General features: G+C 60.7%; 22 protein-coding genes, 1 tRNA gene and 1 pseudogene. 15 read left to right on the top strand and 9 right to left on the bottom strand.

From position 1 onward, the window contains the following. The first annotated feature begins 16 nt into the window (after nt 1–16). The gene (locus IPU70_RS27280; protein ID WP_207472395.1) at nt 17–2,119 is read left to right on the top strand and encodes a 3-hydroxyacyl-CoA dehydrogenase NAD-binding domain-containing protein; all 2,103 of its coding nucleotides are present in this window, start codon (nt 17–19) and stop codon (nt 2,117–2,119) included. A gap of 92 nt (nt 2,120–2,211) precedes the next feature. Continuing rightward, nucleotides 2,212–2,640, top strand: coding sequence for a PaaI family thioesterase (locus tag IPU70_RS27275; RefSeq protein WP_207472394.1), 429 nt, complete (start codon nt 2,212–2,214; stop codon nt 2,638–2,640). 79 nt (nt 2,641–2,719) lie between these two features. On the opposite strand, the gene IPU70_RS27270 is transcribed toward IPU70_RS27275, so the two are convergent. Beyond that, complete coding sequence (locus tag IPU70_RS27270) at nt 2,720–3,694, bottom strand: tripartite tricarboxylate transporter substrate binding protein (protein WP_207472393.1); 975 nt, start codon at nt 3,692–3,694, stop codon at nt 2,720–2,722. Nucleotides 3,695–3,951: 257 nt separating this feature from the next. On the opposite strand from IPU70_RS27270, the gene IPU70_RS27265 reads away from it, so the two are divergent. Genes IPU70_RS27265 through IPU70_RS27255 form a run of 3 tightly spaced genes read left to right on the top strand, consistent with a single transcriptional unit; the run spans nt 3,952 to nt 6,928 of the window. Beyond that, complete coding sequence (locus IPU70_RS27265; protein ID WP_207472392.1) at nt 3,952–5,133, top strand: CaiB/BaiF CoA-transferase family protein; 1,182 nt, start codon at nt 3,952–3,954, stop codon at nt 5,131–5,133. 22 nt (nt 5,134–5,155) lie between these two features. Then, nucleotides 5,156–6,124, top strand: a complete 969-nt coding sequence (locus IPU70_RS27260) for a tripartite tricarboxylate transporter substrate binding protein (protein ID WP_207472391.1) — start codon at nt 5,156–5,158, stop codon at nt 6,122–6,124. A 12-nt stretch (nt 6,125–6,136) separates the two neighbouring features. Further along, complete coding sequence (locus tag IPU70_RS27255; RefSeq protein ID WP_207472390.1) at nt 6,137–6,928, top strand: enoyl-CoA hydratase; 792 nt, start codon at nt 6,137–6,139, stop codon at nt 6,926–6,928. A gap of 43 nt (nt 6,929–6,971) precedes the next feature. Here IPU70_RS27255 and IPU70_RS27250 read toward each other — a convergent pair whose 3' ends face one another. Both IPU70_RS27250 and cls read right to left on the bottom strand, forming a co-directional pair. Next, the gene (locus tag IPU70_RS27250) at nt 6,972–7,886 is read right to left on the bottom strand and encodes a LysR family transcriptional regulator (RefSeq protein ID WP_207472389.1); all 915 of its coding nucleotides are present in this window, start codon (nt 7,884–7,886) and stop codon (nt 6,972–6,974) included. Nucleotides 7,887–7,918: 32 nt separating this feature from the next. Then, complete coding sequence (gene cls / locus IPU70_RS27245; protein ID WP_207472388.1) at nt 7,919–9,376, bottom strand: cardiolipin synthase; 1,458 nt, start codon at nt 9,374–9,376, stop codon at nt 7,919–7,921. A gap of 182 nt (nt 9,377–9,558) precedes the next feature. Here cls and IPU70_RS27240 point away from each other — a divergent pair. Continuing rightward, nucleotides 9,559–9,634 (top strand) — tRNA-His (locus tag IPU70_RS27240). Nucleotides 9,635–9,728: 94 nt separating this feature from the next. Here IPU70_RS27240 and IPU70_RS27235 read toward each other — a convergent pair. From IPU70_RS27235 to IPU70_RS27220, 4 genes are all read right to left on the bottom strand, one after another. Beyond that, complete coding sequence (locus IPU70_RS27235; RefSeq protein ID WP_207472430.1) at nt 9,729–10,889, bottom strand: hypothetical protein; 1,161 nt, start codon at nt 10,887–10,889, stop codon at nt 9,729–9,731. Continuing rightward, a complete protein-coding gene (locus IPU70_RS33120; protein ID WP_207472387.1) occupies nt 10,795–11,061 on the bottom strand; it encodes a DUF4224 domain-containing protein in 267 nt (88 codons plus the stop codon). The genes IPU70_RS27235 and IPU70_RS33120 overlap by 95 nt, the downstream gene beginning before the upstream one ends. A gap of 33 nt (nt 11,062–11,094) precedes the next feature. Continuing rightward, nucleotides 11,095–12,360 carry a DUF1173 family protein gene (locus tag IPU70_RS27225; RefSeq protein WP_207472386.1) on the bottom strand — a complete coding sequence of 422 codons (1,266 nt, stop codon included), beginning with the start codon at nt 12,358–12,360 and terminating at the stop codon, nt 11,095–11,097. 1,020 nt (nt 12,361–13,380) lie between these two features. Next, nucleotides 13,381–13,641, bottom strand: coding sequence for a hypothetical protein (locus IPU70_RS27220; protein ID WP_207472385.1), 261 nt, complete (start codon nt 13,639–13,641; stop codon nt 13,381–13,383). Between the two features lie 881 nt (nt 13,642–14,522). Between IPU70_RS27220 and IPU70_RS27215 the strand changes: the two genes are divergently transcribed. Continuing rightward, on the top strand, nt 14,523–15,272 hold the full coding sequence (locus IPU70_RS27215; protein ID WP_207472384.1) for a ParA family protein: 750 nt from the start codon (nt 14,523–14,525) through the stop codon (nt 15,270–15,272). Next, nucleotides 15,269–16,465: a ParB/RepB/Spo0J family partition protein gene (locus IPU70_RS33115; RefSeq protein ID WP_207472383.1), complete on the top strand. Its 1,197-nt coding sequence runs from the start codon at nt 15,269–15,271 to the stop codon at nt 16,463–16,465. Before IPU70_RS27215 ends, IPU70_RS33115 begins: the two co-directional genes overlap by 4 nt. 38 nt (nt 16,466–16,503) lie before the next feature. On the opposite strand, the gene IPU70_RS27205 is transcribed toward IPU70_RS33115, so the two are convergent. After that, nucleotides 16,504–16,683 (bottom strand): hypothetical protein, encoded by a 180-nt coding sequence (locus IPU70_RS27205; RefSeq protein WP_207472382.1) that lies wholly within the window; start codon nt 16,681–16,683, stop codon nt 16,504–16,506. Between the two features lie 77 nt (nt 16,684–16,760). Here IPU70_RS27205 and IPU70_RS27200 point away from each other — a divergent pair, with 77 nt between their 5' ends. The 7 genes and pseudogenes from IPU70_RS27200 to IPU70_RS27170 all read left to right on the top strand — a co-directional run bounded on the left by IPU70_RS27200 (nt 16,761) and on the right by IPU70_RS27170 (nt 22,721). Next, a complete protein-coding gene (locus IPU70_RS27200; RefSeq protein ID WP_207472381.1) occupies nt 16,761–17,108 on the top strand; it encodes an H-NS family nucleoid-associated regulatory protein in 348 nt (115 codons plus the stop codon). 405 nt (nt 17,109–17,513) lie between these two features. Further along, nucleotides 17,514–17,720: an antitoxin VbhA family protein gene (locus IPU70_RS27195; protein ID WP_207472380.1), complete on the top strand. Its 207-nt coding sequence runs from the start codon at nt 17,514–17,516 to the stop codon at nt 17,718–17,720. 302 nt (nt 17,721–18,022) lie between these two features. Continuing rightward, nucleotides 18,023–18,658 (top strand): annotated as a pseudogene (locus IPU70_RS27190) (Fic/DOC family protein); the annotation flags it as partial. Nucleotides 18,659–19,400: 742 nt separating this feature from the next. Then, on the top strand, nt 19,401–19,901 hold the full coding sequence (locus IPU70_RS27185) for a hypothetical protein (protein WP_207472379.1): 501 nt from the start codon (nt 19,401–19,403) through the stop codon (nt 19,899–19,901). Between the two features lie 45 nt (nt 19,902–19,946). After that, nucleotides 19,947–20,684, top strand: a complete 738-nt coding sequence (locus IPU70_RS27180) for a HupE/UreJ family protein (RefSeq protein ID WP_207472378.1) — start codon at nt 19,947–19,949, stop codon at nt 20,682–20,684. 19 nt (nt 20,685–20,703) lie between these two features. After that, entirely contained in the window at nt 20,704–21,495 is a 792-nt protein-coding gene (locus IPU70_RS27175) for a transmembrane anchor protein (RefSeq protein WP_207472377.1), read from the top strand. Between the two features lie 938 nt (nt 21,496–22,433). Continuing rightward, nucleotides 22,434–22,721: a metal-sensing transcriptional repressor gene (locus IPU70_RS27170; protein ID WP_207472376.1), complete on the top strand. Its 288-nt coding sequence runs from the start codon at nt 22,434–22,436 to the stop codon at nt 22,719–22,721. A gap of 478 nt (nt 22,722–23,199) precedes the next feature. Here IPU70_RS27170 and IPU70_RS27165 read toward each other — a convergent pair whose 3' ends face one another. Further along, nucleotides 23,200–24,357 carry a glycosyltransferase gene (locus IPU70_RS27165; RefSeq protein WP_238924854.1) on the bottom strand — a complete coding sequence of 386 codons (1,158 nt, stop codon included), beginning with the start codon at nt 24,355–24,357 and terminating at the stop codon, nt 23,200–23,202. Nucleotides 24,358–24,397 lie beyond the last annotated feature (40 nt).

Genomic DNA, 24,397 nt, shown 5'->3' with positions numbered 1-24,397 from the left:
CTGAACGAGGTACACCATGAACTTGCCCGCCGCGTCGCCGTCCCGCGACCTATCCCCAACCACCCGCTACGTCCTGCAGGGACGAGTGGCCGTGATCTTGCTTGATAACCCGCCCGTCAACGGCCTGGGCGATACCGTGCGCAGCGGCATCCATGCGGGGCTGGCCCTGGCGCTGGCCGATGAAGGCGTGGACGCCATCGTCATCGCCGGCGCCGGCAAGGCGTTCTGCGGCGGCGCCGATATCCGCCAGTTCAATACGCCTGCCGCCACCGCCAAGCCCATGCTGCGCGATGTCATCGCCGCGGTCGAGGCATCCGCCAAGCCGGTGGTGGCCGCCATCCATGGCTTCGCCTTGGGCGGCGGGCTGGAACTGGCTCTGGGATGCCACTACCGCGTCGCGCAGGCGGGTTCCAGGATGGGGCTGCCTGAAGTGAACCTCGGCCTGGTGCCTGGCGGCGGCGGCACGCAGCGCCTGCCACGATTGATAGGCGTGCCGCGCGCGCTCGACATGATTCAGTCCGGCAAGCCCATGGATGCCACGGCGGCCATGGCGGCCGGGCTGGTCGATGCGGTCGCCGAAGGCGATCTGCTGGATTTTGCGCTGACTTATGCGCGTGAGCGTGCCGCGCAAGACTCGCATCCGCTTGCTGCGCGCCGCGCCTTGGACGCGGGCGGCGTGGATTTCGCTGCGGCGCGGGCCGGCGTCAATCCCAAGGCGCGCAACGCCATTGCGCAGCGCGCAGTCATCGATTGCCTGGAGGCCGCCACGCGCCTGCCTGTCGAGCCGGGGCTGGATGAAGAGCGCCGCCTGTTCGACACGCTGGTGGAGGGCGATGCCTCCAAGGCGCTGCGCCACTTGTTCTTCGCCGAGAAGGAAGCGCCGCGCGTCGCTGGTGGCGGCAGCGCGGGCCGGATTGGCCGCGTCGGCATTCTGGGGGCCGGCACCATGGGTGGCGGTATCGCCATGGCGTTTGCCAATGCGGGCTACGACGTGACGCTGTACGAGCGCGAGCAGGCGGCACTGGACCGCGGCATGTCCCTGATCCGCAAGAACTACGAAATCACCGCCGCCAAGGGCAAGCTCGATGCCGCTGGCCTCGAAGCCCGGATTGCGCGCATTGCTCCCAGTCTGGACATGCAGGACCTGGCGCAGGCGGATCTCGTCATCGAAGCCGTGTTCGAGGACATGGCGGTCAAGCAGACCGTATTCCGGCAGTTGGACGCCGTGTGCAAACCCGGCGCGATCCTGGCCACCAATACCTCGCGCCTGAACATAGACGAGATAGCGGCCTGCACGGCGCGCCCCGAGGCGGTGATAGGCCTGCATTTCTTCAGCCCGGCCAACGTCATGAAGCTGCTTGAAGTGGTGCGCGGCGCACGCACCGGCGCGGACGTCATCGCCACCTGCATGGCGGTGGCGCAGCAAATCGGCAAGATTCCGGTGCTGGTCGGCGTATGCGAAGGCTTCGTCGGCAATCGCATGCTGACGGGATACTGGCGCGAGGCGGGCTTCCTGCTGGAAGAAGGGGCCAGCCCGCAGCAGATCGATGGCGCGCTTACGCGCTTCGGCATGGCCATGGGGCCGTTGGCCATGGCCGACCTGGCGGGCATGGACATCAACTGGGCCACGCGCAAGCGGCTGGCGCCCACCCGTCCCGCGCATCTGCGCTATTCCAAGGTTGCGGACCGCATCTGCGAACTGGGCCGCTTCGGCCAGAAGACCCAGGCAGGGTATTACCGCTACGAGCCGGGCAGCCGCCAGCCGCTGCCTGATCCCGTGGTGGACGGCATCATCGAGGCATGCGCGCGCGAGGCCGGCATCGCGCGGCGGCCGGTCAGCGACGAGGAGATCGTCGAGCGCTGCATGCTGGCGCTGGCCAACGAAGGGGCGCGCATCATCGACGAAGGCATCGCGCAGCGCGCCTCGGACGTGGATGTGGTCTATGTCCACGGTTACGGCTTTCCGGGCGCGCGCGGCGGCCCCATGTTCTACGCCCAGACCCTGGGGCTGGCCGGGACGCTGGAGAAAATCCGGGCATTGCAGCGCGATCACGGCGAACATTGGACGCCCGCACCGCTGCTCGAGCGGCTGGTGAAAGAGGGCAGGACCGCATTCTGACGCGTCCGCGCCATGGCCACGGCCGCGCCCGGCGTCATGCCGGCCGCGGCCTTCTTTGCGATACTGTATTCCCCCAGACATAAATCCCAGCCATGACAGACTCCATACCTTCCGGTTTTGCGCCCTGGCGCCCGAGCAGTCCCTTCATGGCGCATCTTGCCGAACTTGGCGCGCTGTACAAGCGCGACAGCGACAATGTGCTCGCGTTGCGCCTGGGCCTGGCCCACACGAATATGCATGCCATTGCCCACGGCGGATTGCTGGCTACCCTGGCCGACAGCGCGCTGGGGCATACCATCGCCACTCAGGCGCAGGTGTCGGTTGTCACCGTGCAGATGTCGGTGGAGTACATGAACCCCGTCAAGCCCGGCGACTGGCTCGAGGCGCGCGTCCAGATCGACAAGCAGGGCAAGCGCCTGATCTACGCCACTTGCCTGCTGCAGGTGGAAGGCCGCGTCATGCTCAAGGCCAACGCGGTGTTTGCCGTGCGCGCGGCGTCGGCGCCGGCGTCGGACGGCTAGCGTCCCGTCCCGCAGGTACGAAACGAGACACTAGCGGCCGCGCCGGCCGCAAGGGCGGCCAGCACCGCCTCGGCTGCGCCTATTCCACCTTGACGCCGGTGGTCTGAACCACGTTGCGCCATTTGGCGGTTTCGTCCGCGACAAAGCCGCTTACCTGTTTCGGCGTCATCGGGCCCAGCGGCTCGCTGTTCTGTCCGGCCAGGCGCTGAACCATTTCGGGCGAGTTCATGATCTGGTTGGTGGCTTCGTTCAGCTTGGCCACGATGGCCGGATCCGTGCCTGCAGGCGCGTAGAAGCCCAGCCAGGTGTAGACGTCCAGGCCGGGCGCGCCCGATTCCGCGAAGGTGGGCAGATCCGGGAACAGCTTGCTGCGTTCGGCGCTCGCGACGCCGATGGGACGCAGCTGTCCGGACTTGATGAAGGGCGCCACGCTCATCGCGTCCTGCACCGCGACCTTGAGTTCGCCCGAAACGACCGCATTGGTGGCCGGCGACGCGCCCTTGTAGGGCACGTGTTCCATCGGCACGCCGGTAATCTTCTTCAACCATTCGCCGCCCAGATGGGTGGATCCACCGAATCCCGCCGAACCATACGGCACGCCAGGCTGCGACTTGCCCCAGCTGAGGAATTCGGGGATGGTCTTGATCGGCAGGCCCGCGTTGACCACCACCAGATTCGGCGCGCGGGCGAGGATCGAGATGGGTTCGAAGTCCTTGATCGGGTCATAGCGGACCTTGTCGTTGACCGCCGGGCCGATCACATGCCCGGTGGCGCTGACCAGCAGGGTGTAGCCGTCGTTCTTCTGGCGCGCGACCAGTTCCGTGCCTATCTGTCCGGCAGCGCCCGGCTTGTTCTCGACCACGAAGGTCTGGTTGAAGCGTTTGCCCAGTTCCGCCGACAGCAGGCGGGCGACGATGTCGGTCATGCCGCCGGGGGCAAAGGCCACCACGACGGTGACGGGATGGTCGGGATACGCGGCATGGGCGGCGCCCGCCGCCAGGCTGCTTGCGAGCAGCGCGCCGAGCGCGCCGCGTCGCAGGATATTGCGGATCATGGTTGTCTCCTGGAGTCTTGTCGTCAAGGCGGCGCGACTGCCGCCACGCCTCCGTGCGGCCAGTATGGAGGCGGCCTGCGCATTACTCCATCCGAAATATTCGAACCCAACTTTCGCGGTTTTCTAAAGGACTGCGCCGGTCCACAGGGCGCGCCGGCCGCTTGAATGCCGACGAACACAGCGTTCGAAACATTCGACTCCTCACCGCGCAAGGCGGCCTGCATACTTTTCCGGATCGCCTGAATCACGGAGAAACTATGCTTCACAATGCCTTGCGCGGCGTCAAAGTCGTCGACCTGTCGCGCATCCTCGCGGGCCCATGGTGCACGCAGAACCTGTCGGACCTGGGCGCGCAGGTCGTCAAGGTGGAGCATCCCGACCGCGGCGACGATACGCGTGGCTGGGGGCCGCCAGACCTGCGGTCCGCGGACGGCGGGGCCTCGATGTCGGCCTACTTCATGGCCTGCAACCGCGGCAAGCAGTCCGTCGCCATCGACTTCGCCACCGAGGCAGGCGCCGCCCGTGTGCGTGAACTGGTCGCCGATGCCGACATCCTGGTCGAGAACTACAAGGCTGGCGGCCTGCGCAAGTACGGGCTCGACTATGCCTCGCTGGCGCGCATCAACCCGCGGCTCATCTATCTGTCCATCACCGGCTATGGCCAGTCCGGCCCGCTGGCGGGCAAGCCGGGGTACGACTACGTATTCCAGGGCATGGGAGGACTGATGAGCTACACGGGGCAGCCCGATGGCACGCCCGGCGCGGGGCCGCTGCGCACCGGCGTCGCGGTGGTGGACCTGATGACGGGCATGTACGCCACCTCCGCAGTGCTTGCCGCCTTGCGCCAGCGCGACCAGACCGGACAAGGCATGCCGCTGGACATTTGCTTGCTTGACGTCGCGGTGGCGCTCAATGCCAACCAGGGAGCCAATTACCTGGTATCGGGCGAGGCGCCCAAGCGCAGCGGCAACGCGCATCCGAACTGCGCGCCCTACGAGGTCTTCGCCTGCGCCGACGGCCACCTGATCCTGGCGATAGGCAACGACGGCCAGTTCGCGCGCTTCAGCGGCGTGGCCGGCCATCCCGAATGGGCGGCCGATGCGCGCTACGCGACCAACAGCGCACGCCTGGCCCATATGGACAGCCTGCGGCCGCTGATCGCCGAAACCTTGGCGGCCGCGGCGCGCAAGCGCTGGACGGACGCCTTCGACGCGGCGGGCGTGCCCTGGGGGCCGATACACACCTTGGACGAGGTCTTCGCGCATCCGCAGGTGCTGCATCGCGGATTGCTGCAGACCGCCAATCATCCTGCCCTGGGAGAGGTGCGCCTGGTGCGCAATCCCATGCTGGCCGGCACCCCCGCCGACGCGTTGGGGGCGGCGCCGCCGCTGTTGGGCGAACACACGGCGGCGGTGCTGCCGGATCCCGCATTGCAGTAATACCCCCCGAGGAGACAAAACAATGAAACTTTCCCAATTCCGCCTGGCGGCATGCGTCTGCCTGGTCTTGCCGGCCATGGCGGCCGCCGAATATCCCGACCGGCCCATCCGGCTGGTCGTCCCTTATGCCGTGGGAGGCACCACGGACATCATCGCCCGCGTGGTCGGCGGCAAGCTGGGCGAGCAGCTCGGCCAATCCGTGGTGATCGAGAACCGGCCGGGCGCTGGCGGCAGCATCGGCTCGGCCTACGCCGCCAAGCAGCCCGCCGACGGCTATACCCTGGTGATGGCCGTCGAAAGCTCGCATGCGGTCAACCCGAACGTCTACGCCAGGAGCGCCTACGATCCGGTCAAGGACTTCGCGCCCATCAGCAACCTGGCCGACGTGCCCAATGTGCTGGTGGTGAATCCGTCGCTGCCCGCGCAGGACCTGGCGGCGTTTCAACAGTTGCTGAAGGCGGCGCCGGACAAGTACGCCTTTGGCTCGTCCGGCAACGGCGGCTTGAGCCACATGAACGGAGAACTGTTTCTGAAGACCACCGGGACCCGCATGCTGCACGTTCCCTACAAGGGGCTGGGACCGGCGCTGAATGATCTGGTGGCAGGGCAGGTGCAAGTCGTATTCGACAACATCCCGTCTTCCTATCCGCTGATCCAGGCCCAGCGCATCCGCCCGCTGGCCGTGGCGGCCAAGCGCAGGCTCAAGGTATTGCCGGACGTGCCGACCTACGCCGAGGCTGGCCTGCCGGCCATGAACAACCCCTCCTGGTTCGGCTTGGCCGCACCCGCGGGCACACCGCCAGCGGTGCTGGACAGACTGAACGTGGCCGTGCGGCAGGCGCTGGCCGATCCGGCGACCGCGGACGCCATCGAGAAGCAGGGCGCGGTGCCCAGTCCGATGTCGCGGGACGAGTTCGGCGCGCTGATCGCGCAATCCTACGGCCACTGGAAAACGGTGGTCGAGGACATCAAGTTCGAGAAGATGCAATAACAAGGAGGTTTCATGAGCACCAGATCCCACGTCATTCCCCATGCCCGAGCCGAGATCGAGGAGTCCGGCATAGCCACCTTGACCATGCTGGACGCCGGCGCGTTGAACATCCTGAGCACGCCGGTGATAGACGGCCTGCGGAACGCGCTGGCATGGCTGCGCGCGGACCCGTCGGTCCGCGTGCTGGTGCTGCGCGGCGCCAGCGACCGCGCCTTCGTCGCGGGCGCCGATATCGCGGAAATGGCCGCGCTCGACGAGCAGACGGCGCGGCGCTTCATTTCGAACTTGCGAGACCTTTGCAATGACGTCCGCCATTTCCCGGCACCCGTCATCGCGCGCATTCCTGGCTGGTGCCTGGGGGGCGGCTTGGAGTTTGCCCTGGCTTGCGACCTGCGCATCTGCGCCGATCATGCGCAGTTCGGCATGCCCGAAGTGAAGGTGGGCATACCCTCGGTGATCCATGCGGCGCTCATGCCGCGTTTGATCGGCGCCGCCAACAGCGCCTGGATGCTGCTGACCGGCGATCTGATCGATGCCCGGCGCGCGCAGGACTGGGGCCTGGTGAACGCCGCCGTGCCTCAGGCCGAGCTGGACAGCGTCGTCCGCAAGGTGGCGGAAGGCTTCGCCGCGCTGGGGCCGGCCGTGTTGCGTCAGCAGAAGAAGCTGTTGCGCCGGTGGGAGACCATGCCGGTGGATGAGGGGATCGAGGACAGCGTCGCTGAATTCGCCGTGGCGTTCAACACCGGCGAACCGCAAAAATTCATGAACGAATTCCTGGAAAACAAGCGCCGCGCCAAAGCCTGATCCGGTCAGGCCTGCGCCGGGACGCCTGGTTCCTGGCGAAGTATCAATCCTGCTCGCGCGTGGCCGCCACGATGGGATCGTCGAGCAGGTACCCCGCGACCTGCTCGACGAAGGGCGAGGGCGGCACCCCCGCCTGAGTGACCAGCGTCAGTTCGCGCAGGGCCCAGGGTTCGCTCAGGGCCACGGCCGCGATCCTCTTCTCGCGCAGCGCATTGGCGGCCACGCTGCGCGGCACCAGGGACACGCCCACGCCCGCTTCCACCATGGACAGCACCGCGTCGAAAGTGTGCACGTGGATGCGTACCTTGGGAGTCTTGCCGGCAAGCTTGGCCATGTCACACAAGAAGACGTAGTTGCTGCTGGTGCGGCTCATGCAGACGAAATCCAGGTCCAGCACCGCAGGAAAGCGCACGGGCGAGCTTTCCACCACGGGGTGGTTCAAGGGGGCGGCAATGATCAGTTCGTCGACCGCATAGCGCGTGGCGTTGACGCCGGCGGACTTGGCGCGGCCGGCGAAGATGCCGATGTCGGCTTCCTGGCCGGCGATGGCCGCCTCGATGGTATTGCTGGAACGCTCTTCAAGCAGGATGTTGACGTTGGGATTGGCCGACAGGAAACGGCTCAGGCTAGGCACGATGAAGCCGTTGAGGGAGCTGCTGTTGGCGAACAGCTTGACGCTGCCCTTCAGGCCGCTGGCGAAGCCGCTGACCTCGCCGTGCATGCGTTCGACCCCGGCCAATAGTGAGCGCACATGCTTGAGCACGAAGGTCCCTTCCGCCGTCAGTTCCATGCCGCGGGCTTCGCGCTTGAATAGCGGTACGCCCATCGCGAACTCCAGGTTCTTCAGCCGGTAGCTGGCCGAGGACGCGGTCAAATGCACGGCGTTGGCCCCGCCAGACAGGCTTTTTGCCTCGGCGATCGCGAGGAACAGGCGGAGATCGGTGAGTTCGTAGCGCATCGCGCAAGATTACCGTAGTTGCGGCGGCATCGTCACAAATAGGGCGTGGCCAGCCAGATCACCTTGTTGCGCAGGCGCTTGGCGAACGGCGCCCGCAGCAGGTTCTCCAGCGTTTCGCGCCGGCCTTGCGCGATCAACCCGTCGACCCGCGCGCCGATCCAGCGCGCCACGCCCGCGTCGTAGATTTCGGTGTCCAGCTCGAAATTCAGCCGCAGGCTGCGCGGGTCCAGATTGGACGAGCCCACATAGGCCCAGGCATCGTCCACCGTCATCAGCTTGGAATGGTCGAATGCGCCGTGCGAGCGCCAGACCCGGCAGCCCGTGCGCACCACCTGGTCCAACTGCGCCGTCATCGCATAGTCGACCAGCCGCAGATTGTTCTTGCCGGGGATCACGATGTCCACCACCACGCCGCGCCGCGCGGCCGTGGCCAGCGCGCCGATCAGGGTCTGGTCGGGCAGGAAGTAGGGCGACTGGATACGTACATGGCGCTGCGCCACCGCCAGCGCGCCCAGCAGCATATTGTGCGTGCTGCCCAGGGCGCGGTCGGGGCCTGACGGCACGCAGCGCATCGGCACGTCGCCCGTGGGCGGCAGGGCCTCGGGATCGAACCAGGGCTTGGCGGGCAGCGATTCGTGGGTGGTGAAGTTCCAGTCGTGCGCGAACACCGACATCAGCTGCGTCACGATCGGCCCTTCCACGCGGAAGTGGGTGTCGCGGTTGGTGCCGTCGCCTGCCAGCGCGCTGACAAAGGCCGCGCGCACGTTCATGCCGCCGGTAAAGCCCACGCGTCCATCGACCACCAGCACCTTGCGGTGGCTGCGCAGGTTGGCATAGGGCATGCGCAGCACGCCCAGCGGATTGGTCATGAAACGCGCCACCGGCACCCCGCCGCGCGACAGCATGCGCACGATGGGCGGGCGCGAATACTTGGAGCCGATGGCGTCGATCAGCACCCGCACCTCGACCCCGCGCTCGCGCGCCTCGATCAACGCCTGCGCCATCTCGCGGCCTATGGCGTCGTTGTCGAAGATGTAGCTTTGCATCGCCACCGCGTGGCGCGCTTCGCGGATCGCCTGCAGCATCGCCGGATAGGCCTCGTCGCCGCCAGCCAGCGGCCGCACCGCGTTGCCGCCCAGCAGGCGGAAGCGGCTGACGCGGTCGCCCAGCACCTTCAGCGACGAGAACTGCTGGCCCGAGATCGGGGCCACGTCCACGGGCGCGGTCTCGACCTGCTCCGCATCCACCACCATCGCCTCGTCGCGTTGCTGCGACAACCGCGTCTTGCGGATCCGGTTGATGCCCGCCACGAAGTAGAACAGCGCGCCGAACAGCGGCGAAAACAGCGCCACCCCCACCCAGCCGATGGCTGCCCGCACGTCCTGCTTGGTCATCGCGGCATGCACCGCCGCGCCGGTCCCGGCCACGATGCTGATGGCAAAAACCAGATGGGGCCAATAATCGGTCAAGATTGCGTGTATGCGGTCCATGGCGATGGCGTAAGCGCGGCCTCCGTAGATGATCAATGGCGAAGGATAGCAAGGCGGCCGGCCCTGGCAAGTGGGGAAGCGGCGGCCGTTTTCACATCTTCAAAAAAACGTGCTAGAATTCGGCCTCTTCGTTGTTGAGCAGCTTTCAAAGCGGCGCGGCAAGGAAGAAAGCAGTACCAGAGGTGGCTGTAGCTCAGTTGGTAGAGTCCTGGATTGTGATTCCAGTTGTCGTGGGTTCGAGCCCCATCAGCCACCCCAAAGAATTCAAAGAAATCAGGCACTTACGCGAAAGCTAAGTGCCTTTTTTCATTTCACGATGTGAATTTTTAAATAGAAATTCGAAGTTTTAAATTCACTCCGTTGCTGCGGCACTTTTCACCAGTCGGCGATCATAGTGCTTGTGCGTCGTTGACGGGTTCGCGTGACCGGCGAAGTCGTATGCGTCTTTGGCCTGCATCTCCAACTTTCGGGAAACTGCTGCCGGGCGAATATCAAGCAGTGAGAAGTAGAGCGGATGATCCGTGACGAGGTCAGTTTCGTTCACAGATTGGTCCTGAGCTCTGATCCAAGCGTTCATGGCGTCTTGCCAAGAAGATCCCCATCCTGACCTTGAATAGCAAGCGCCCCGGCGGGTTGCAGCGAACAGGTATTTGCTAGCGATCTTGTCCTCTCGCTGTAGGGCGCGTTCGACTACACAACGCAATCGTCGAGACCAGTATCGCCGCTTTACTGAGGCTGCTTCACCTTTTTTCCGTTTTGCGGAGACGACGATAACGCCATCACGTTGGAGGCCGTCTTTTGTAAACGGACGCACCTCGGCGGCACGAAACCCAGTGAGATACGTGAACATCGCCGCGCAGCCCAGCGTTCGATAGTTCTGGCGCTGTTTGAGAGACCAAAGGTAGAACCTCAAAACTTGCCGTCGACTGACCACGCGGACTTTCGTCTCCGTCTTGTTGAGCATCATTCCCGTGAACGGGTTGTCTTCCATCAAGTCCCAACGCACCCCATAGTGGCAAATCGTTGCTAGCTGCGAGAGCTCCTTGTTTGCGCGAGCGGGCGCACCTGCTTCGGCCCGCGCTTGCAGATATTGATAGCCGTGTTGTTTGCGTAGAGTCCTTGGCCCCATTCTTCCAAAAAAGGCAGACAGATTTTCGTAAGCGGCGAGCCTCAGTGCCTTCCCGTGCTGACTTTGATCTGCATAGTGCGTTGAATCGATCTCATCGCGGAACTTCTCGATCATTTCGGCAACGGAGCCAGCAAGGACTGCACCATCGCGGATTTCTAAGGCCCGTCGCATAGCTGTGCGACGGGCCTGTTCAATAGCCGCTTTATCGCCGAGTGATGCCCTGCCCAGAGTTTCGCCCCTGCCGTCGGGGTGAATGTAATAGAACGACACGACGTTCGTGCCGACGCGTTTATAGAGTCGCGCCACTCCTGTGGGTTCTCGCTGGCCGCCGGAACGCGTCGACGTTCGGGCTCGCTTCGAGGCGGGCTTTTGTTCTTTGCTCATCAACAAGACCTAGCTTTCTGTTTCTGTATTCGCGAAGCACGCGCGGTAGACCTTTCATAGTCACGACGTAGCTCCAACGGTTAGCGGTGAGCCAATTTGCCATAGCGGCTCGTTGGTTCGCCTTGCAGCCGACAAGTTCGGCGAGCTCTGATGCTGTTAGATATTCGCTCACGACGTGAATCTCCGTGGTTCAGCGTTTATGTGTTCATGAGGGGAAACTCGGAACTGGATCTCCCGCTCCGGCGTTCCAGGACCACCATCCATCTTCCCCATACCTGTCATCGTAAAGAGCTGTTTTTTCTGCCTTTCGAGATTGGTACTCGGGCGTGCTCATACCCCAAACCTCCAAAGGCGTGGGCGTGTCAGTATCGCGTAGCCAGAAGTCGGGGAAAACGGCATCCTCGCCAGCATCAAACCGCAGCGGCTTTTCGAATCGACGCTTTTCGGCCACGAGCTTTTCAGCGACCAGAGCCTCGTAGCCTGAATCGACTGGTATCCAGTCGCGCGTTGTCTGCATCAGGGCGATATCGACAACCTGCGCGCGCATGCTGCCGCCAGAGGACTTGGGTGGGTCAGTTTGTACGACAGCGATGACGGCATTCCCAGCCCGCCAAGAGTCGATTTCTCGGGCAAAGCGGCGCTCCAACGGTTCCCAGACGTTCTCATCGAGGTTCAGGTACGGGATTCCATGAAACCCCGCGATAGGCAGCGTAGCGCTGCCTTCCATTCCTTCTTGGTGCTGCGCGAGCGGTGCCACTACAACCAAGCGCCGTCGCTGGGTAATCGCCTCCAGGGCCTTAGCCTTGTTGTGTCCAGCTTGCTGCCCACTCGCGGTCGGCGTGGCGATCACGAGGTTTTGAGCCAGTCGCACACGCCCAGCGTAGGTAGTCATGGCCGAGCGCATCAAGTGGTAATGCACCACACCAAGATTGCGCTTTCCTTCCATGCCTGGCGACCATGCGTGCAGGCCCGCTTGTGTCCAGAGAAAGTGCAGGAGGCCCAGTAGCGTCATGCTTGCTTGACCGGCTCGCGGGCGCGTCGCAGGCATCGGCGGCGCGGCGGCCGACGAGGCGTCTCCTTCTTCTGGCGCGGCTGTCGCACGCTGTTGAAGCCCGACCTTCAGCTTGATCTTGACCGCGCCGTCATCGAGTTCCTGGACCACGCCACGTCGATATGATCCGAGTCCGGACATGCTCGGATCTACGCCGTAGTAAACGCAGTCTTCGCTGTGCTCTGATCCCGTTTCGGGAAAGCGGGCTAAGTGGAAGCGATCGGAGTTCGAACGGCCATGGATCGACAGGCGCCTTTGTCCCGTGCCACCGCAAGAGCAACGGACTTCTGCCTTGCCATGTGCCATCAGCAGCACGCGCTTCCAGCCTTCCTTGAACTGGTCAGCCGTTTGAAACTCTGGCGAGTACGGCCGTGTAGTGGACCCAAGCGTTATTTCAACCGGGTAGACCTTGCGATCCATGGCTTACTTCCGCACGATCGAACAAAACGTGGTGGCTACGTATGCCTGCCTGTGGCAGTCTTCTTTGGCGGAGGAGTAAAACTCGTACGACGCATAGCCCGCAGCGAGGATCACGGATACGATTCCCCAGATAATCATATGTTTTTTCATTGAATTTCCGTATGAAGGAAGCCCCGCTTGACGGACTCATGTCGAGCGTGAGCGGTACCATGTGCGGCAGACCAAGATGCCTCTCGTCAGCATGGAGATGGCTCCTGTCAGGATGGCGATGCAGACGGATACGAGATAGCGGTCGAAGAGAGCGCCAACATCCCAAGGATGCCGTTGTTAATGAACAGCTGAGCTGCTATAGACCTACGTGAGATGGAGCCATGTGCCATCCGAATCGGAGCGCTCGACTTTCGAAGTGTTTAGCAGCTAAACACCGGGAAAAATTCTGCTGAACGCCTATTCGGATGCCGCCGCCGAAATACCACAACGTTGGCGGCTTCCTGCCGACTTGCACGGCGCGGGCAAGTTGAGACCCTGCCCGGTGTTCGCCCAACACGTTATTCGCCACGTGGAGCATGTCTTACTTAGGCGCTCGTTTGAAAGTCCGGCCTCGCGGTTGCGGTTGCCGGTTCACTTCAGCAGGGGTGGAAAGCAACTCCATTCACTGCACGAGATCAATGCGCCCGCCAGGCTCTGCACCTGGCCGGATTTGTACGTCAGCACTGTTGCTAACGAGCTTCACGGGCCTCGTCTGGCGCATTGATTCTTGCCGCTTCTTTAATGCCTGGGGCCAAGCTTTCGCTCGCGGCTATCTCCCCCACTGCACAGCCGAAGTTGCGCAGGGCGTATTTGTTTTCAGGTGGTTAAAGAGCGGCTTCATCCAACATTTGCCGCTTCGCATCGGTTCGTTTTGAGGCGCGCCGGTTACGAAAAGCAAATTTCATGACGAAATGCCAATTTAGCCATAACTAGCAAACATGTCAATAGCCAAGGCTAGCATTTAAGGCGTTTCAGCGCCTTCCTTCCCGTCTACTTTTGCTTTCCCAGTTGTTCTATCAGCTCGCCCAGCATGATGTAGCTAGCAGTGATGAGAGGGAGGAGCTCGTCCTCCGGCGCTTTGATGGTGTAGCGGAATTCACCGCCTTGCGTGATGTCCACGTGGGCGTGTGCCGCTATGTCTTTCTGGTCCTCGTGCGCCACGGATGTGTGCCGATAGCACCAGTCATTACGAGCGCGTTGATCCGGACGCGCGTTTCCGCTTTGTACGACCTTCAGTTTCGAGTACGTCAACTTTTTTATCCTTTGTTACATTGTGACGTAGTCGCGCTTTGACTTCCTGAAGCTCTGCTCCTAGTTCTTTCAACGGCTTGACCGTAGATTTATTAAGGGATGTGTCTGGAGACTCGCCGCTGGCGTGCCTTTCCAGCAAGTAGCCTATGTAGCTTTCGGCCTGATCTCGAAGCCCCTGCGGCAATGTCTCCCATTGTTCTGGGCTTATCGACCGGAGGGGCCAGGAGCCCGCTTTGAAGCGCTCTCTTGGGCCGACGCCCGCACCAAGCCAGGCCTCCGATACGTTTAGAAGCCTCGAAACGATAACTAGGTTCTCCCCCCGCAGATTTTTCGTGCGCCCGCCGACCCAGTTGGCTACAGATGAGCTCTTTGCACCTGTCGCGCGAACTAAATCCGCTTGGGTTTTGCCTGCGGCGATGAGCGCGGCGTGCATTCGGTCAGAGAGTGTTTTCATGGGTACACGCTAGCCCGAGCTATCAAAGCCATGGCTGGCATCGAACGCAAGATTTCTTGTGCAAATAGCTAGCTATGGCTATCATTCGACAATGAATAAAGAACTACACCCTGACTCTCGCAAGATTGACCTTTTGGGCGGCACGAATGCCGTGGCACGCCTATGCAAGGTTCGTTCACCTTCCGTAAGCAAATGGCGCCAGTCCGGAATACCCGATGCGCGAAGAATGTTCTTGGAATTGATACGCCCCGACGTGTTCGCTTCCGACGCGCCTCCCACCAAACCAATCGAGGTGGATACGGACCATCCGACGCGTCGCCGATAAGCATCAATACAACGCTGCGCGCGAGCGCATTTTGCCCCACATCGAGTCAGGGCGCGCACTGAAAAGCAGCAATAGCTGCATAAACGGCTTAGGAAAACCCTCATGAAGACCCTCGCAGTCGCACAAGGAAAGGGCGGTGTCGGCAAGACCACGACCGCCGTCAACACCTCATTTGAAGCAGCCGAAGCGGGGGCTAAGGTCTTGGTCATCGACTTGGATAGCGGCGACCTTTCGAAGACCCTGGCTCGATTCAGGTTGGCAATACCTGCAAGCGCACTATTTCTCGACAGCGTGCCGGCAGTGGCCACGCCCGAATCGAGCATCTCCTTGATCGCCGCAGATCAGCTGCTGGCGAACTTGATCTACATGCCGCTCGAGACCGCGCTGACAAATTTCCGGGTAAATCTGTCGGCCTTCGCTGAAAAGGGTTATGACCTCTGCGTGATTGATACAGCGCCGGGCGTAAGTATCGCCTTGGCAGCAGCGCTTCACGCTGCCGATGCGGTCATATCCCCTGTGGAGATGGAGGAGTACAGCATCGAAGGGATCAAGAAGATGATGCGCGTGATACTCAATGCTCGGCAGCGCAATCCTAAGCTGCAATTTCTTGGGCTACTTCCTAGCATGGTGGATCGGCGGAATCCGCGCCAGGTCCGACATTTGGCAGAAGTCCGTGCCGCCCACGAGAAGCTGCTTGCGCCCGTCACCATCGGTCTACGCACGAGTGTCGCTGAAGCACAGTCTATTGGCGAACCCGTCTGGAAATCCAAGAAGACCACCGCGCGTGCGGCTGGCGCCGAAATGCGCGCCCTGGGCCAGTACATCCGCACCAAGATGGGAGTAAAGGCATGATGGATCTGAAAGGGCTGGGTGACTTGGCATCGATGCTGGACGACCCGAAGCAGGAGGGCGGCTTCAAGATGTACGACGTCGCCCGCATCCATCTCGATGCGCGGAACGTTCGTCGCGCCGGCAATCCGGGGCTCACGAAGGAGAGTATCGCGGAGATGGCCTCGACTATTCGGGAAAGAGTCGCGGCAGGGAAAAGAGGGGTGCTGTGCCCCATTTCATTGCGCCCTCACCCGACCATCCCGGGCGACTTCATAATTAATCATGGACACCGCCGCTATCTGGGTACGCGCGAGGTCGGTCTCGACCAGATTCCCGCACACGAAGATCCTGATTTCGACGACTTCGACCAGGTGACGGAGAACCTTCATCACGAGGGCCTGACCGGGCGTGAAATGGCGGACTTCATCGGTGGGAAGCTTGCGGAAGGCATGACCCAGTCGGATATCGCGCTCAAGATGGGGAAGTCCAAGGCATGGGTCAGCATGCACGTCGCAATGCTCAACCTTCCAGAGCTGGTTGCGGAGGCGGTTGCGAATGGGCAGATCACCGACGTCACCGTTGCCAAAGAACTCGTGATTGCATATCGGGAAGACCCGCAAGCGGTTGAAGATCTCCTCAATGCGCCGGAACAGAAGCCCACCCGCGCGGCCGTAAAAGCTATTCGGCAAGGCAACAAGCCGAAGGAACAATCGGTCGAGCCCAAGGGCCCTACGCAATCCGAGGATCCCGTCGATGATCGGCAAGCGGGCCAGAAGGCAGAGCAGGGCGCGACGCTCAATTCTGATGCAGACACGACCAGTACCCGCTTTAAGCGTGAACTCCCAGACGAGGTGAAAGACGAATTTCAACGTCGCAGGGACGTCCTAGATCAAGAGCAACGAGACGCAGCCAACCCGGCGTTGCGCCGGGCTGGCATGGACGCCTTGAATCGTCTCATCGAAATTGCTCTACGGGACACCGGCCAGAGCAAGCGTGTCGCGGACTTTCTGCTTGCCTGGTGGAACGCGACGAGCTGCGGCGGCTTCGATTTAGCTGATCTGTGGAGCGTGGACAAAGAAATCTACGACGACATGTCGTCAGTGATCGCCCTCGTCCGGCGCAGCCGATCCTATCCGGACACGCTCACCACCCCCGTTCACGAGGCGTTCAAAGAACTAGTAAAGATCTGGAGGCCACAGCTCGTTAACGAATGACATGGCCCCTGGATGTTTAGCGGCTAAACGTAGCAAACTCAAAATGAACCTGAAAATGAGGAGGCAGTGATGATTGAAAAGGGTCCGGGAAAGGTGGCGTTGATTGTCGGATGTGTACTTATGGCGACTTCCATCATTGCGCGATGGACGGGCTGGGACACCATAGCTAACGTAACTTTCTTTGCGTCAGCGGTGCCAATCTTTGTCGGCATGGTCATCAACAACTCCTGATCTCCAATACACAAAACGGACTAGCCAACGGGCTATTCGCCAGCAAAAGACCGAGGAAACCACAATGCAATCGAACAAATCGCTCGCCAAGCTCAACGCTCAAATTCAAGCTCTACAGCGACGTGCCGAAACCCTGCGCGCCAACGGTCGGGCGTCGGCCGTACAAAAGATCGTCGCGCAAATGCACGAGTTCCAGATTTCTCCCTCGGATATCCAGGCCGCATATGGCGCAACGAAGTCCGCTCGGCCCAAGCGCAAAAAGGCTGTTGAGCGAACCGAATCCCATCGCCCGGTCGCGCCGAAATACCGTCATCCTGAATCTGGTTATACCTGGACCGGACGTGGGCGAGCGCCGCGCTGGCTGACTGCTGCGGAGCTCGCAGGAGCGTCGCGCGAACAGTTCAGAATCTGAAGCGGCATAGCTCAGACCGCCATCCTGGAAACAACCTTGTGACTTTGGAGATATGACGTGTGCGATAGCCATTTGCGTCCGAGGCCCCGTCAATGCCTGGGCAACCTGTGGGTGTTTAGGGTGACTGTGATCTGCATGCTGCTAATGGCTATCGCGGCTGCGATCGGGTTCTTCTACCTCGAATACATGTTTATGGAAAGCCTGGCCCCAGACACGAGGGTGTTCGTCGACATTCTCTCGTTCTTCGCTATCGCTTTCCTCATCATCATCAGTGCATGCTTTATGTCGCGGCGAAAGCCAGAATGACACGGCCGGGTTTACGTCGTTCAGTTGGGGCCACTCGGTACGCTAGGCCCTGAAGGAGGGCTTGTTGCAGTAAAATGAAACGCCTCTGGAGATACCCCAATGCTGACTTCTAATGACGTGATAGAACGGCGCCGCGCTGTAGCCAATGCGGTGGCGAACCAGCGGCTGGAAGGCTTGGAACCCGACTCACGCACTGTTGCCGATCTTGAACGTGCAGCGGCTGGTGAATTGAGCGTGTCGGACGTCCTCCGTACGCTGCATGCCCGCATCGCCGCTGGCGAATTTCGTTCGTCGCCCGCTCGTTAGCTTCAATGACCGAATAGGCCAGTTCATGGCCAAATACCCTATCAACGCGCAAGATCCATACGTAGACCCTGTTCCGGGGTTCTGCGTAATCGTCTTGAAATCACTGACCAGGCCGAACTGGACAAGGTGGAGGCAACCTTCGCCGCCGTGCGCTCTTATGAGCTTGCTGCGGACCCCATACGGGGGCTGTTTGACTTGGCGCACCTTCAACAGATCCATCAGCGGCTGTTCGGCGACGTCTATGACTGGGCGGGCAAGATCCGCACAGTCGACTTTCGTAGGGCACAACGCGCTTCGCCAGTCACGAACAGATCGCGAGCTATGCGCCGCAGATCTCGCGGCCACTTGCTCGAGACGGGCTGCTGAAAGGCCTTGGGCCCGATTCGTTCAGTGAGCGTGCTGGCCATTACTTGGGCGAGTTGAACGTGCTGCATCCCTTCCGCGAAGGCAATGGCAGAAGTATTCGGGAGTTCATCGGTCAGCTTGCAAGGGATGCCGGCTACGGCATTGACTGGCAGGGCGTTGATCGGGGCGAGATGACGAAGGCGTCGATCGAAGCCTATCAAGGAGACTCGCATCGCATGGCGCACTTGATTCGCGCCAGTCTCCGAGAAATTGACCGGGAATACGCTCTGGATCTGGCGAGGGCGGTGGCAGGCGATCGCGCACACGTCGTCCAGGCTACTCCTGGGCAGAGTTATGAAGGCGTGGTTATCGGATTGACCGAGCGGTACCTGGTTCAAGAGCAAAAGGGCCAGGCTGGAGAGATGGTCCTGCACAGCCGTCGCGCGCTGCTCAACGTGGATCTCGCCGTCCCGGGGCAGATGGTCGGGATACGCTATCCGCATGGTGGCGTTGGCTTGGTCGAGCGCACGGATCTACAGGCCGAGCAGGCCTACTCTATACAACATCAGCGTGATCGCGACCTGGGTTGCTGAGCGGGCACCTGTTTAGCCGCTAAATTTCTACGGTCTATTTCAGCGTATCCATCCACCGGCACCTTGATAGGTGAACATCCGTGCTGACCAATAAGGTGGCCCTGACCGCGAGGTCAGGGCCATTCAGCGCAAAAAAGACGCACGCTGTCTGGGACATGCGTCTCGGCAGAAATGCTAGCACGTGGACATGACGGGTCGGGTGCGCTCCACGTCAGAGGGGCAGCGCCAACCGGTTCGGTTTAGCCGCTAAACATCCAATTCAAAACACGTTTATCCGAACCCGTGGATATGTGGATGATCGCTTCGCGACCGCCCGCCTCGCTGTGCTCGGCCCGTGGACAACCGCTGATGGACAAACGGTGGACAGGCTCTGCCTGACCACGTGCTTGACCACAGGGTATGCCCAACCGGCTTCCCGCGCTTCTCCCACATACCCACCGGCCCCCACCAAGCAGCCATAAGATACATAACGTCTAAACAGGCCCCCGTAGGTACTAGTGCGCGTCGTTCCGCATAAGCAAAGCTAAAAGCGGGTAAGTCGCAGCTGTGGCCACTGACGTGGTCGACGACAGGCTTGCCGCTATAACCTAAGTTTCAGGTCAAGGGAATCAAGGCAGATGCGGCCATCAAATGTTTGCCGGTTCTGTGGTCATAGCTAGGTGACAGGCACAGATTTTTGCAATGATATAACATGTTTAAGTTGGCATACGTGATCCCTTTCGCATCGCGGAACAGACATCTAATGCAGTTCCGCAAATCCTACGGGGGAGGATATAATTCGGCGGTTGGTGCAACGCCCCGTGCGGGCGCGCCTAGTCCGGACCACTACAGCTCGACCATCGCGTCATTGACACTTTTGCCGTTTCATCTACGCCTTATCCGACACGTCATCGCGTTCATCGCGATGATTGTGTTCGTACTCCCGACCACCAGCGCACCGGATCAACTATTCGCTGCGGTTGCTGGCCAGCCGGGCTGGGGCGTCGAAGGCGGGCTGCATGGTCACGTGCACGAACATTACGACCCGACATTGACCGCTTCACAAGCGGGAAACCCGGATGCAAAGCACTCGCACGGCCACAACCAGGCCGATCATTCGCACGACGCAACGGGTTTGGTTGCTTCTTCATCAGCGCCGCTAACCTATCGCCAGCGATCATGGCAGACCCGCCGGGTTGGCCTGCCGCTTTCGCACACGCCATTCTTGCTAGACCGTCCACCGAGACCCGTAGTCGCCCTGTAATCGTGCCGCATCAGCGGCCAATTTCATCGACTAATGGATACTCGCATGACCGCTATCGCTCATCGATACGGGCAGACGCTTGCGCGCGCAACTCGCGGCCACCTGCTCGTCTCATCCCTACTGCTTTTTTTCGCCCTTTCCCTTCTGAGCGGAGCCGCGTTTGGCCACGCCGTGGCAGAAGGAGATAAGGGGTACATCCAGGAGATTTCAGGCGTTCACCTGTTGTCGTTCATCTACCTGGGTGCCAAGCACATGGTCACGGGCTATGACCATATCCTCTTCCTGCTTGGCGTCATCTTCTTCCTGTATCGGCTCAAGCACATTGGCCTTTACGTCAGTCTGTTTGCCCTTGGACACTCCACGACGATGTTGTTGGGCGTGTACTTCAACGTGGGCATCAACAGCTACATCATTGACGCGATCATTGGGCTATCCGTCGTGTACAAGTCGCTCGACAACATGGGAGCCTTTCAACGATGGTTGGGCTTCCAGCCCAATACGAAGGCAGCCACATTGATATTTGGCTTCTTCCATGGCTTCGGGCTGTCGTCAAAGATCATCGAATACAACATCTCGCCAGACGGGCTGGTGCCAAACCTGCTTGCGTTCAACGTCGGTGTCGAAATCGGCCAATTGCTCGCCCTGTCCGCGATTCTCATCGTCATGGGCTACTGGCGTCGGACCGACAGCTTCTTCCGCCACGCGTACTCGGCCAACGTCGTGATGATGTGTGCTGGATTCGTCCTGATTGGCTACCAACTTACCGGCCTGTTTGTGGCCTGAAATTCAAGGATTCCCTGACATGTACAACACCGATAAGCCTACGCGCGAAGAACTGCCAACGTCCGCCCAACTAAAACGGTCCACGTTTATTGCTGCCGTGAGCGCCGCATTCCTGTTGGTCACTATCGTGCTTCCGTCCGAATACGGTATAGATCCCACTCGCATCGGCCGCCTGTTGGGTCTGACAGAAATGGGCCAGATCAAGACTCAGTTGGCTGCGGAAGCCGCCGCTGACGGGGCCAGCGATGGCGCAAGCGCTTCCGGCGGAGCCGATCAAAAGGCTGTTTTGAATCGGCTCGAACGCATAGAGACCCTGCTCTCTCGTGGTGCCGTCCCGAATGCAACGGCAGCGGGTCTTGCTGCCCCGGGGGCTTCAGACGCGCCAGCAGCCCCTGTGAAGCCTGCCCCAACGGTGGCGGTGAACACGCAGCCCGTACCGACTACGCCGCCGGCTGTAACCGCATCATCAGGAGCCGCTGCCTCCAAAAAAGTGGCGGGACGATCTGACGAAGTGTCTTTCCAGCTCGCGCCGGGACAGGGTGCGGAAATCAAGCTCGTCATGAAGGAAGGCGCACAGGCCAAATTCAGCTGGGCATCGAAAGGCGGATCGGTCAACTTCGATACGCACGGAGACACCAAAGGAAAGTCCATCAGCTACGAAAAGGGGCGGGGCGTGGACGCTGATGACGGTGTACTGGAAGCTGCTTTCGACGGAAACCATGGCTGGTTCTGGCGCAATCGGAACGGTGCCACAGTGACCGTCACTCTAAAGACCAATGGGGACTACGCGGAAATTCGACGCGTTCTTTAACCGGCAGTCTACCGGTGGGCGGGAAATTTGCCGTTTCCCGTCCGCCACTTCGCCGCCATTCGCCTCTGCCCGCCTAGGCCGGCCGTGGCCGTATATCTGCCCGAAAGCGCCGCACCATTTTGTTCTCCGGTTGTGGCAGGGGCCACAATCAATCGGAAATCCCGTTCATGAACTCTCGCCGCTCTCAGGTGCGCCCAATCTCCGTGCAGTCTAGGAACCCATTAGCTACTTGGTTGACAGAAACGAAGGAATTCCTCTCCGCATTGGTCTCTAATCCTCTATCAATGGGCGCCGTACTGCCTTCAAGCGCTGCGCTTGCCGCTGCGATAACAGCGTCGGTGCAGCCGGGGCCCGGGAGAATCCTGGAGCTTGGATGCGGCACAGGCGTGTTCACCCGAGAGATCCTGCGGAAAGGTGTCTCGCCGGCAGGGCTCATCTTGGTAGAGCGGGACGCTACCTTGAGCCAAGGGCTGAAGGTCCAGTTCCCTGCCGCTACCGTACTTCAAGTGCTTGCTCAGGATTTATGTCCGGTCCAGTATCCCGAGCTCAAAGAAGTTTCGACCACGGTCTGCGGCTTGCCCTTGCTGAACATGAGCGGTCTAGAGCACGAGCGAGTTCTTCGGACGGTCTTTGATGTCATGGTGCCTCAGGGGGCTTTGTATTTGTTCACCTATGGATTTCGTTGCCCCGTCTCGCAATCGGTTCTCGACAAATTCGAACTATCTTTCAGTCTGGTCAGCTTTGTGGCTCGTAATCTCCCCCCGGCGTCCGTTTACCGAATAGCCAAGCGAACCTATGTGACACGAGGCGACGTCGCTGCTGGCTGTCCCGAAGGAGCTGGTCTGTAAAAGAGTGAGAGTCCAGGCGTGCCGAGCTTATGCGGGGGGGAGCGCTGGCACCAAATGCTCCAGCATGTTTCTGTGTATGATGCTTCCATCATGAGCAAAGCAAGCCCCCTACAGCCACACCATCATCACGATGCGGTCTCCAAGCGGTTAAAGCGAGCCGACGGCCATCTGCGCAGCATTTTGCAGATGATGGAAGATGGTAGGTCCTGTTTAGAGCTGGCCCAGCAGCTGCATGCTGTGGAGAAGGCCATTTCTCAGGCAAAAAAAGTACTGATACAGGATCACATCGATCACTGTCTTGAAAGTGCGATTGGGGCGGTCAGTGCGGAGAGTCAGCGTACAATCGACGAATTCAAGGAAATCACAAAGTATCTGTAGGCCTACATCCCCATGTCGCCGCTTTCGTGACTTAGTCTGGGACTTTCGAGGCGGCTTCCGCCCGTAGTCTTTCCACTTCAGCCTGATACTCCGGGCCATTTTTCAGGCGCTGGTACTCCGCATAGCTACGGCGATACGCCGGGCTGAAGACGTCGATTGGCCCCCGGCCGCGGTAGAAATGGTCCATGCCCGATCGCTGCCACATCGCTACGTCAGCCCGCACCTCTATCCGGCTTAACCCAGATCTTTCGGTTGGGGCGCTCGTGCACGCCGTCAGGACAGCTGCGTACGCCGAGACGAAGAGAATCCGTTTCATGTTCTAACTCCATGGGTCAATTTCAATGGCGGAGCAGGGGTAGGCGGTGTGATCGGTTGAGATAAGCCCTCGAAGCGGCGTCTTCTCCAGACATCAATCCAGGCGCAGTGACATTTACCGGCATCAAAAAAACACCGTGCACGCGGACGCCGACCTTCAGCTCTATCCATTGGCGCCGCTCAATTCGTGCCGTCTTGGGGTGGGGAAAACCAGTTCCACATAGACACGTTGGGTACCGTGGATAAAGTCAATCTGATCGAATTCGGCTTCCGCCTTTCTTCGCGCTGCGACGCCCATGTCAAAGAGGTCGAACGTCTGCCCTGCGATCTCGGTAAGCAAGGCTGCGACTGAATCCGGGGAGCGTGGGGGGACCACCCAGCCGTCGATGCCGCGGGTAATATTCTCGGGTAGGCCAGCGTACTCAGTGACGATCACGGGCTTTCCGCAGGCCATCATTTCACGGCATGCGAAAGAGATAGTCTCTACCCGGTGAGATAGAACAAAGCCCACATCGATCGCAGAAATGAACGGTCTAACGTCATCGAGTATTCCCACATAGCTAAATCGACCTTCCATGCCGAACCCTCGTATTTCCGCAAGGTCGGTGCTGGATATCGGGCCCCCTGCGACCGCTACATGGAAGCGCTCCCGCACTGCCAGAGGCAAGCGGGCAACAGCGCGGATCATGTCCATCCAGCTCTTGTACTCGCCCGTCCCTGCGTTACTTCCCAGCACGATGCGGCCAGCAAGCTCTTTGCCGAAGTAGCGCGCTCTCATACCGAATTTGTCCTTCCCGCTAGATGGGCGAAAGGCTCTCGTATCTACGCCGTTGAATACCGTGGATATGCCGGCGTTCGCGTATGCCGTCTTTGCGAGCTTCCTGCGGACGTGATCGCATACGGCAATCACGTGATCGGTGCCTAACCATGTACGGATACGCGCGCTCAGCGCAGATATGGGCTGATCGTTGTGCTTCGTAAAAACAATCTTTGGTCGTTGCTTTAAGAAAAGAGACGCCAAGATAACCAGCTTGTGATCAGCAGATCCGTTGACGTGTACTACATCGAAATTCTCGCGTTCGAGCAGGGCGCGCAGCTTTCTTGCCGGAGCGGGCATCCGGTAGATGCGAGATGAAAACTCTATGGGGTAAGTGCTGACATTCGGAATGTCCGCCGCAAGTCGTAAAAGTGCGCACCCTGGTGGCGCGGCCACACTGATAGAGTGGCGCCCCACCAGATTTTGCGCCAGGCGAGAGATGTATATGGCGTGACCGCTGACGTTGGGTCCGACATGAAAATTTGTGTAGAGAATCTTCATCATGATTTTCCTGGACTCAGTCCTTTGCTGCGCTCCTCTTGGA

The sequence above is a fragment of the Achromobacter sp. SD115 genome (assembly GCF_017355315.1).
GTDB classification, from domain to species: domain Bacteria; phylum Pseudomonadota; class Gammaproteobacteria; order Burkholderiales; family Burkholderiaceae_B; genus Achromobacter; species Achromobacter xylosoxidans_B.
This window is presented reverse-complemented; position numbering and strand designations above follow the sequence as displayed.

Excerpts from the sequence above, each read along its gene's own strand:
- IPU70_RS27280 (WP_207472395.1), top strand. The coding sequence starts at position 17 with ATGAACTTGCCCGCCGCGTCGCCGTCCCGCGACCTATCCCCAACCACC.
- IPU70_RS27275 (WP_207472394.1), top strand. The coding sequence starts at position 2,212 with ATGACAGACTCCATACCTTCCGGTTTTGCGCCCTGGCGCCCGAGCAGT.
- IPU70_RS27270 (WP_207472393.1), bottom strand. The coding sequence starts at position 3,694 with ATGATCCGCAATATCCTGCGACGCGGCGCGCTCGGCGCGCTGCTCGCA.
- IPU70_RS27265 (WP_207472392.1), top strand. The coding sequence starts at position 3,952 with ATGCTTCACAATGCCTTGCGCGGCGTCAAAGTCGTCGACCTGTCGCGC.
- IPU70_RS27260 (WP_207472391.1), top strand. The coding sequence starts at position 5,156 with ATGAAACTTTCCCAATTCCGCCTGGCGGCATGCGTCTGCCTGGTCTTG.
- IPU70_RS27255 (WP_207472390.1), top strand. The coding sequence starts at position 6,137 with ATGAGCACCAGATCCCACGTCATTCCCCATGCCCGAGCCGAGATCGAG.
- IPU70_RS27250 (WP_207472389.1), bottom strand. The coding sequence starts at position 7,886 with ATGCGCTACGAACTCACCGATCTCCGCCTGTTCCTCGCGATCGCCGAG.
- cls (WP_207472388.1), bottom strand. The coding sequence starts at position 9,376 with ATGGACCGCATACACGCAATCTTGACCGATTATTGGCCCCATCTGGTT.
- IPU70_RS27235 (WP_207472430.1), bottom strand. The coding sequence starts at position 10,889 with ATGAGCAAAGAACAAAAGCCCGCCTCGAAGCGAGCCCGAACGTCGACG.
- IPU70_RS27225 (WP_207472386.1), bottom strand. The coding sequence starts at position 12,360 with ATGGATCGCAAGGTCTACCCGGTTGAAATAACGCTTGGGTCCACTACA.
- IPU70_RS27215 (WP_207472384.1), top strand. The coding sequence starts at position 14,523 with ATGAAGACCCTCGCAGTCGCACAAGGAAAGGGCGGTGTCGGCAAGACC.
- IPU70_RS33115 (WP_207472383.1), top strand. The coding sequence starts at position 15,269 with ATGATGGATCTGAAAGGGCTGGGTGACTTGGCATCGATGCTGGACGAC.
- IPU70_RS27205 (WP_207472382.1), bottom strand. The coding sequence starts at position 16,683 with ATGACCATGCCGACAAAGATTGGCACCGCTGACGCAAAGAAAGTTACG.
- IPU70_RS27200 (WP_207472381.1), top strand. The coding sequence starts at position 16,761 with ATGCAATCGAACAAATCGCTCGCCAAGCTCAACGCTCAAATTCAAGCT.
- IPU70_RS27195 (WP_207472380.1), top strand. The coding sequence starts at position 17,514 with ATGCTGACTTCTAATGACGTGATAGAACGGCGCCGCGCTGTAGCCAAT.
- IPU70_RS27185 (WP_207472379.1), top strand. The coding sequence starts at position 19,401 with ATGCAGTTCCGCAAATCCTACGGGGGAGGATATAATTCGGCGGTTGGT.
- IPU70_RS27180 (WP_207472378.1), top strand. The coding sequence starts at position 19,947 with ATGACCGCTATCGCTCATCGATACGGGCAGACGCTTGCGCGCGCAACT.
- IPU70_RS27175 (WP_207472377.1), top strand. The coding sequence starts at position 20,704 with ATGTACAACACCGATAAGCCTACGCGCGAAGAACTGCCAACGTCCGCC.
- IPU70_RS27170 (WP_207472376.1), top strand. The coding sequence starts at position 22,434 with ATGAGCAAAGCAAGCCCCCTACAGCCACACCATCATCACGATGCGGTC.
- IPU70_RS27165 (WP_238924854.1), bottom strand. The coding sequence starts at position 24,357 with ATGATGAAGATTCTCTACACAAATTTTCATGTCGGACCCAACGTCAGC.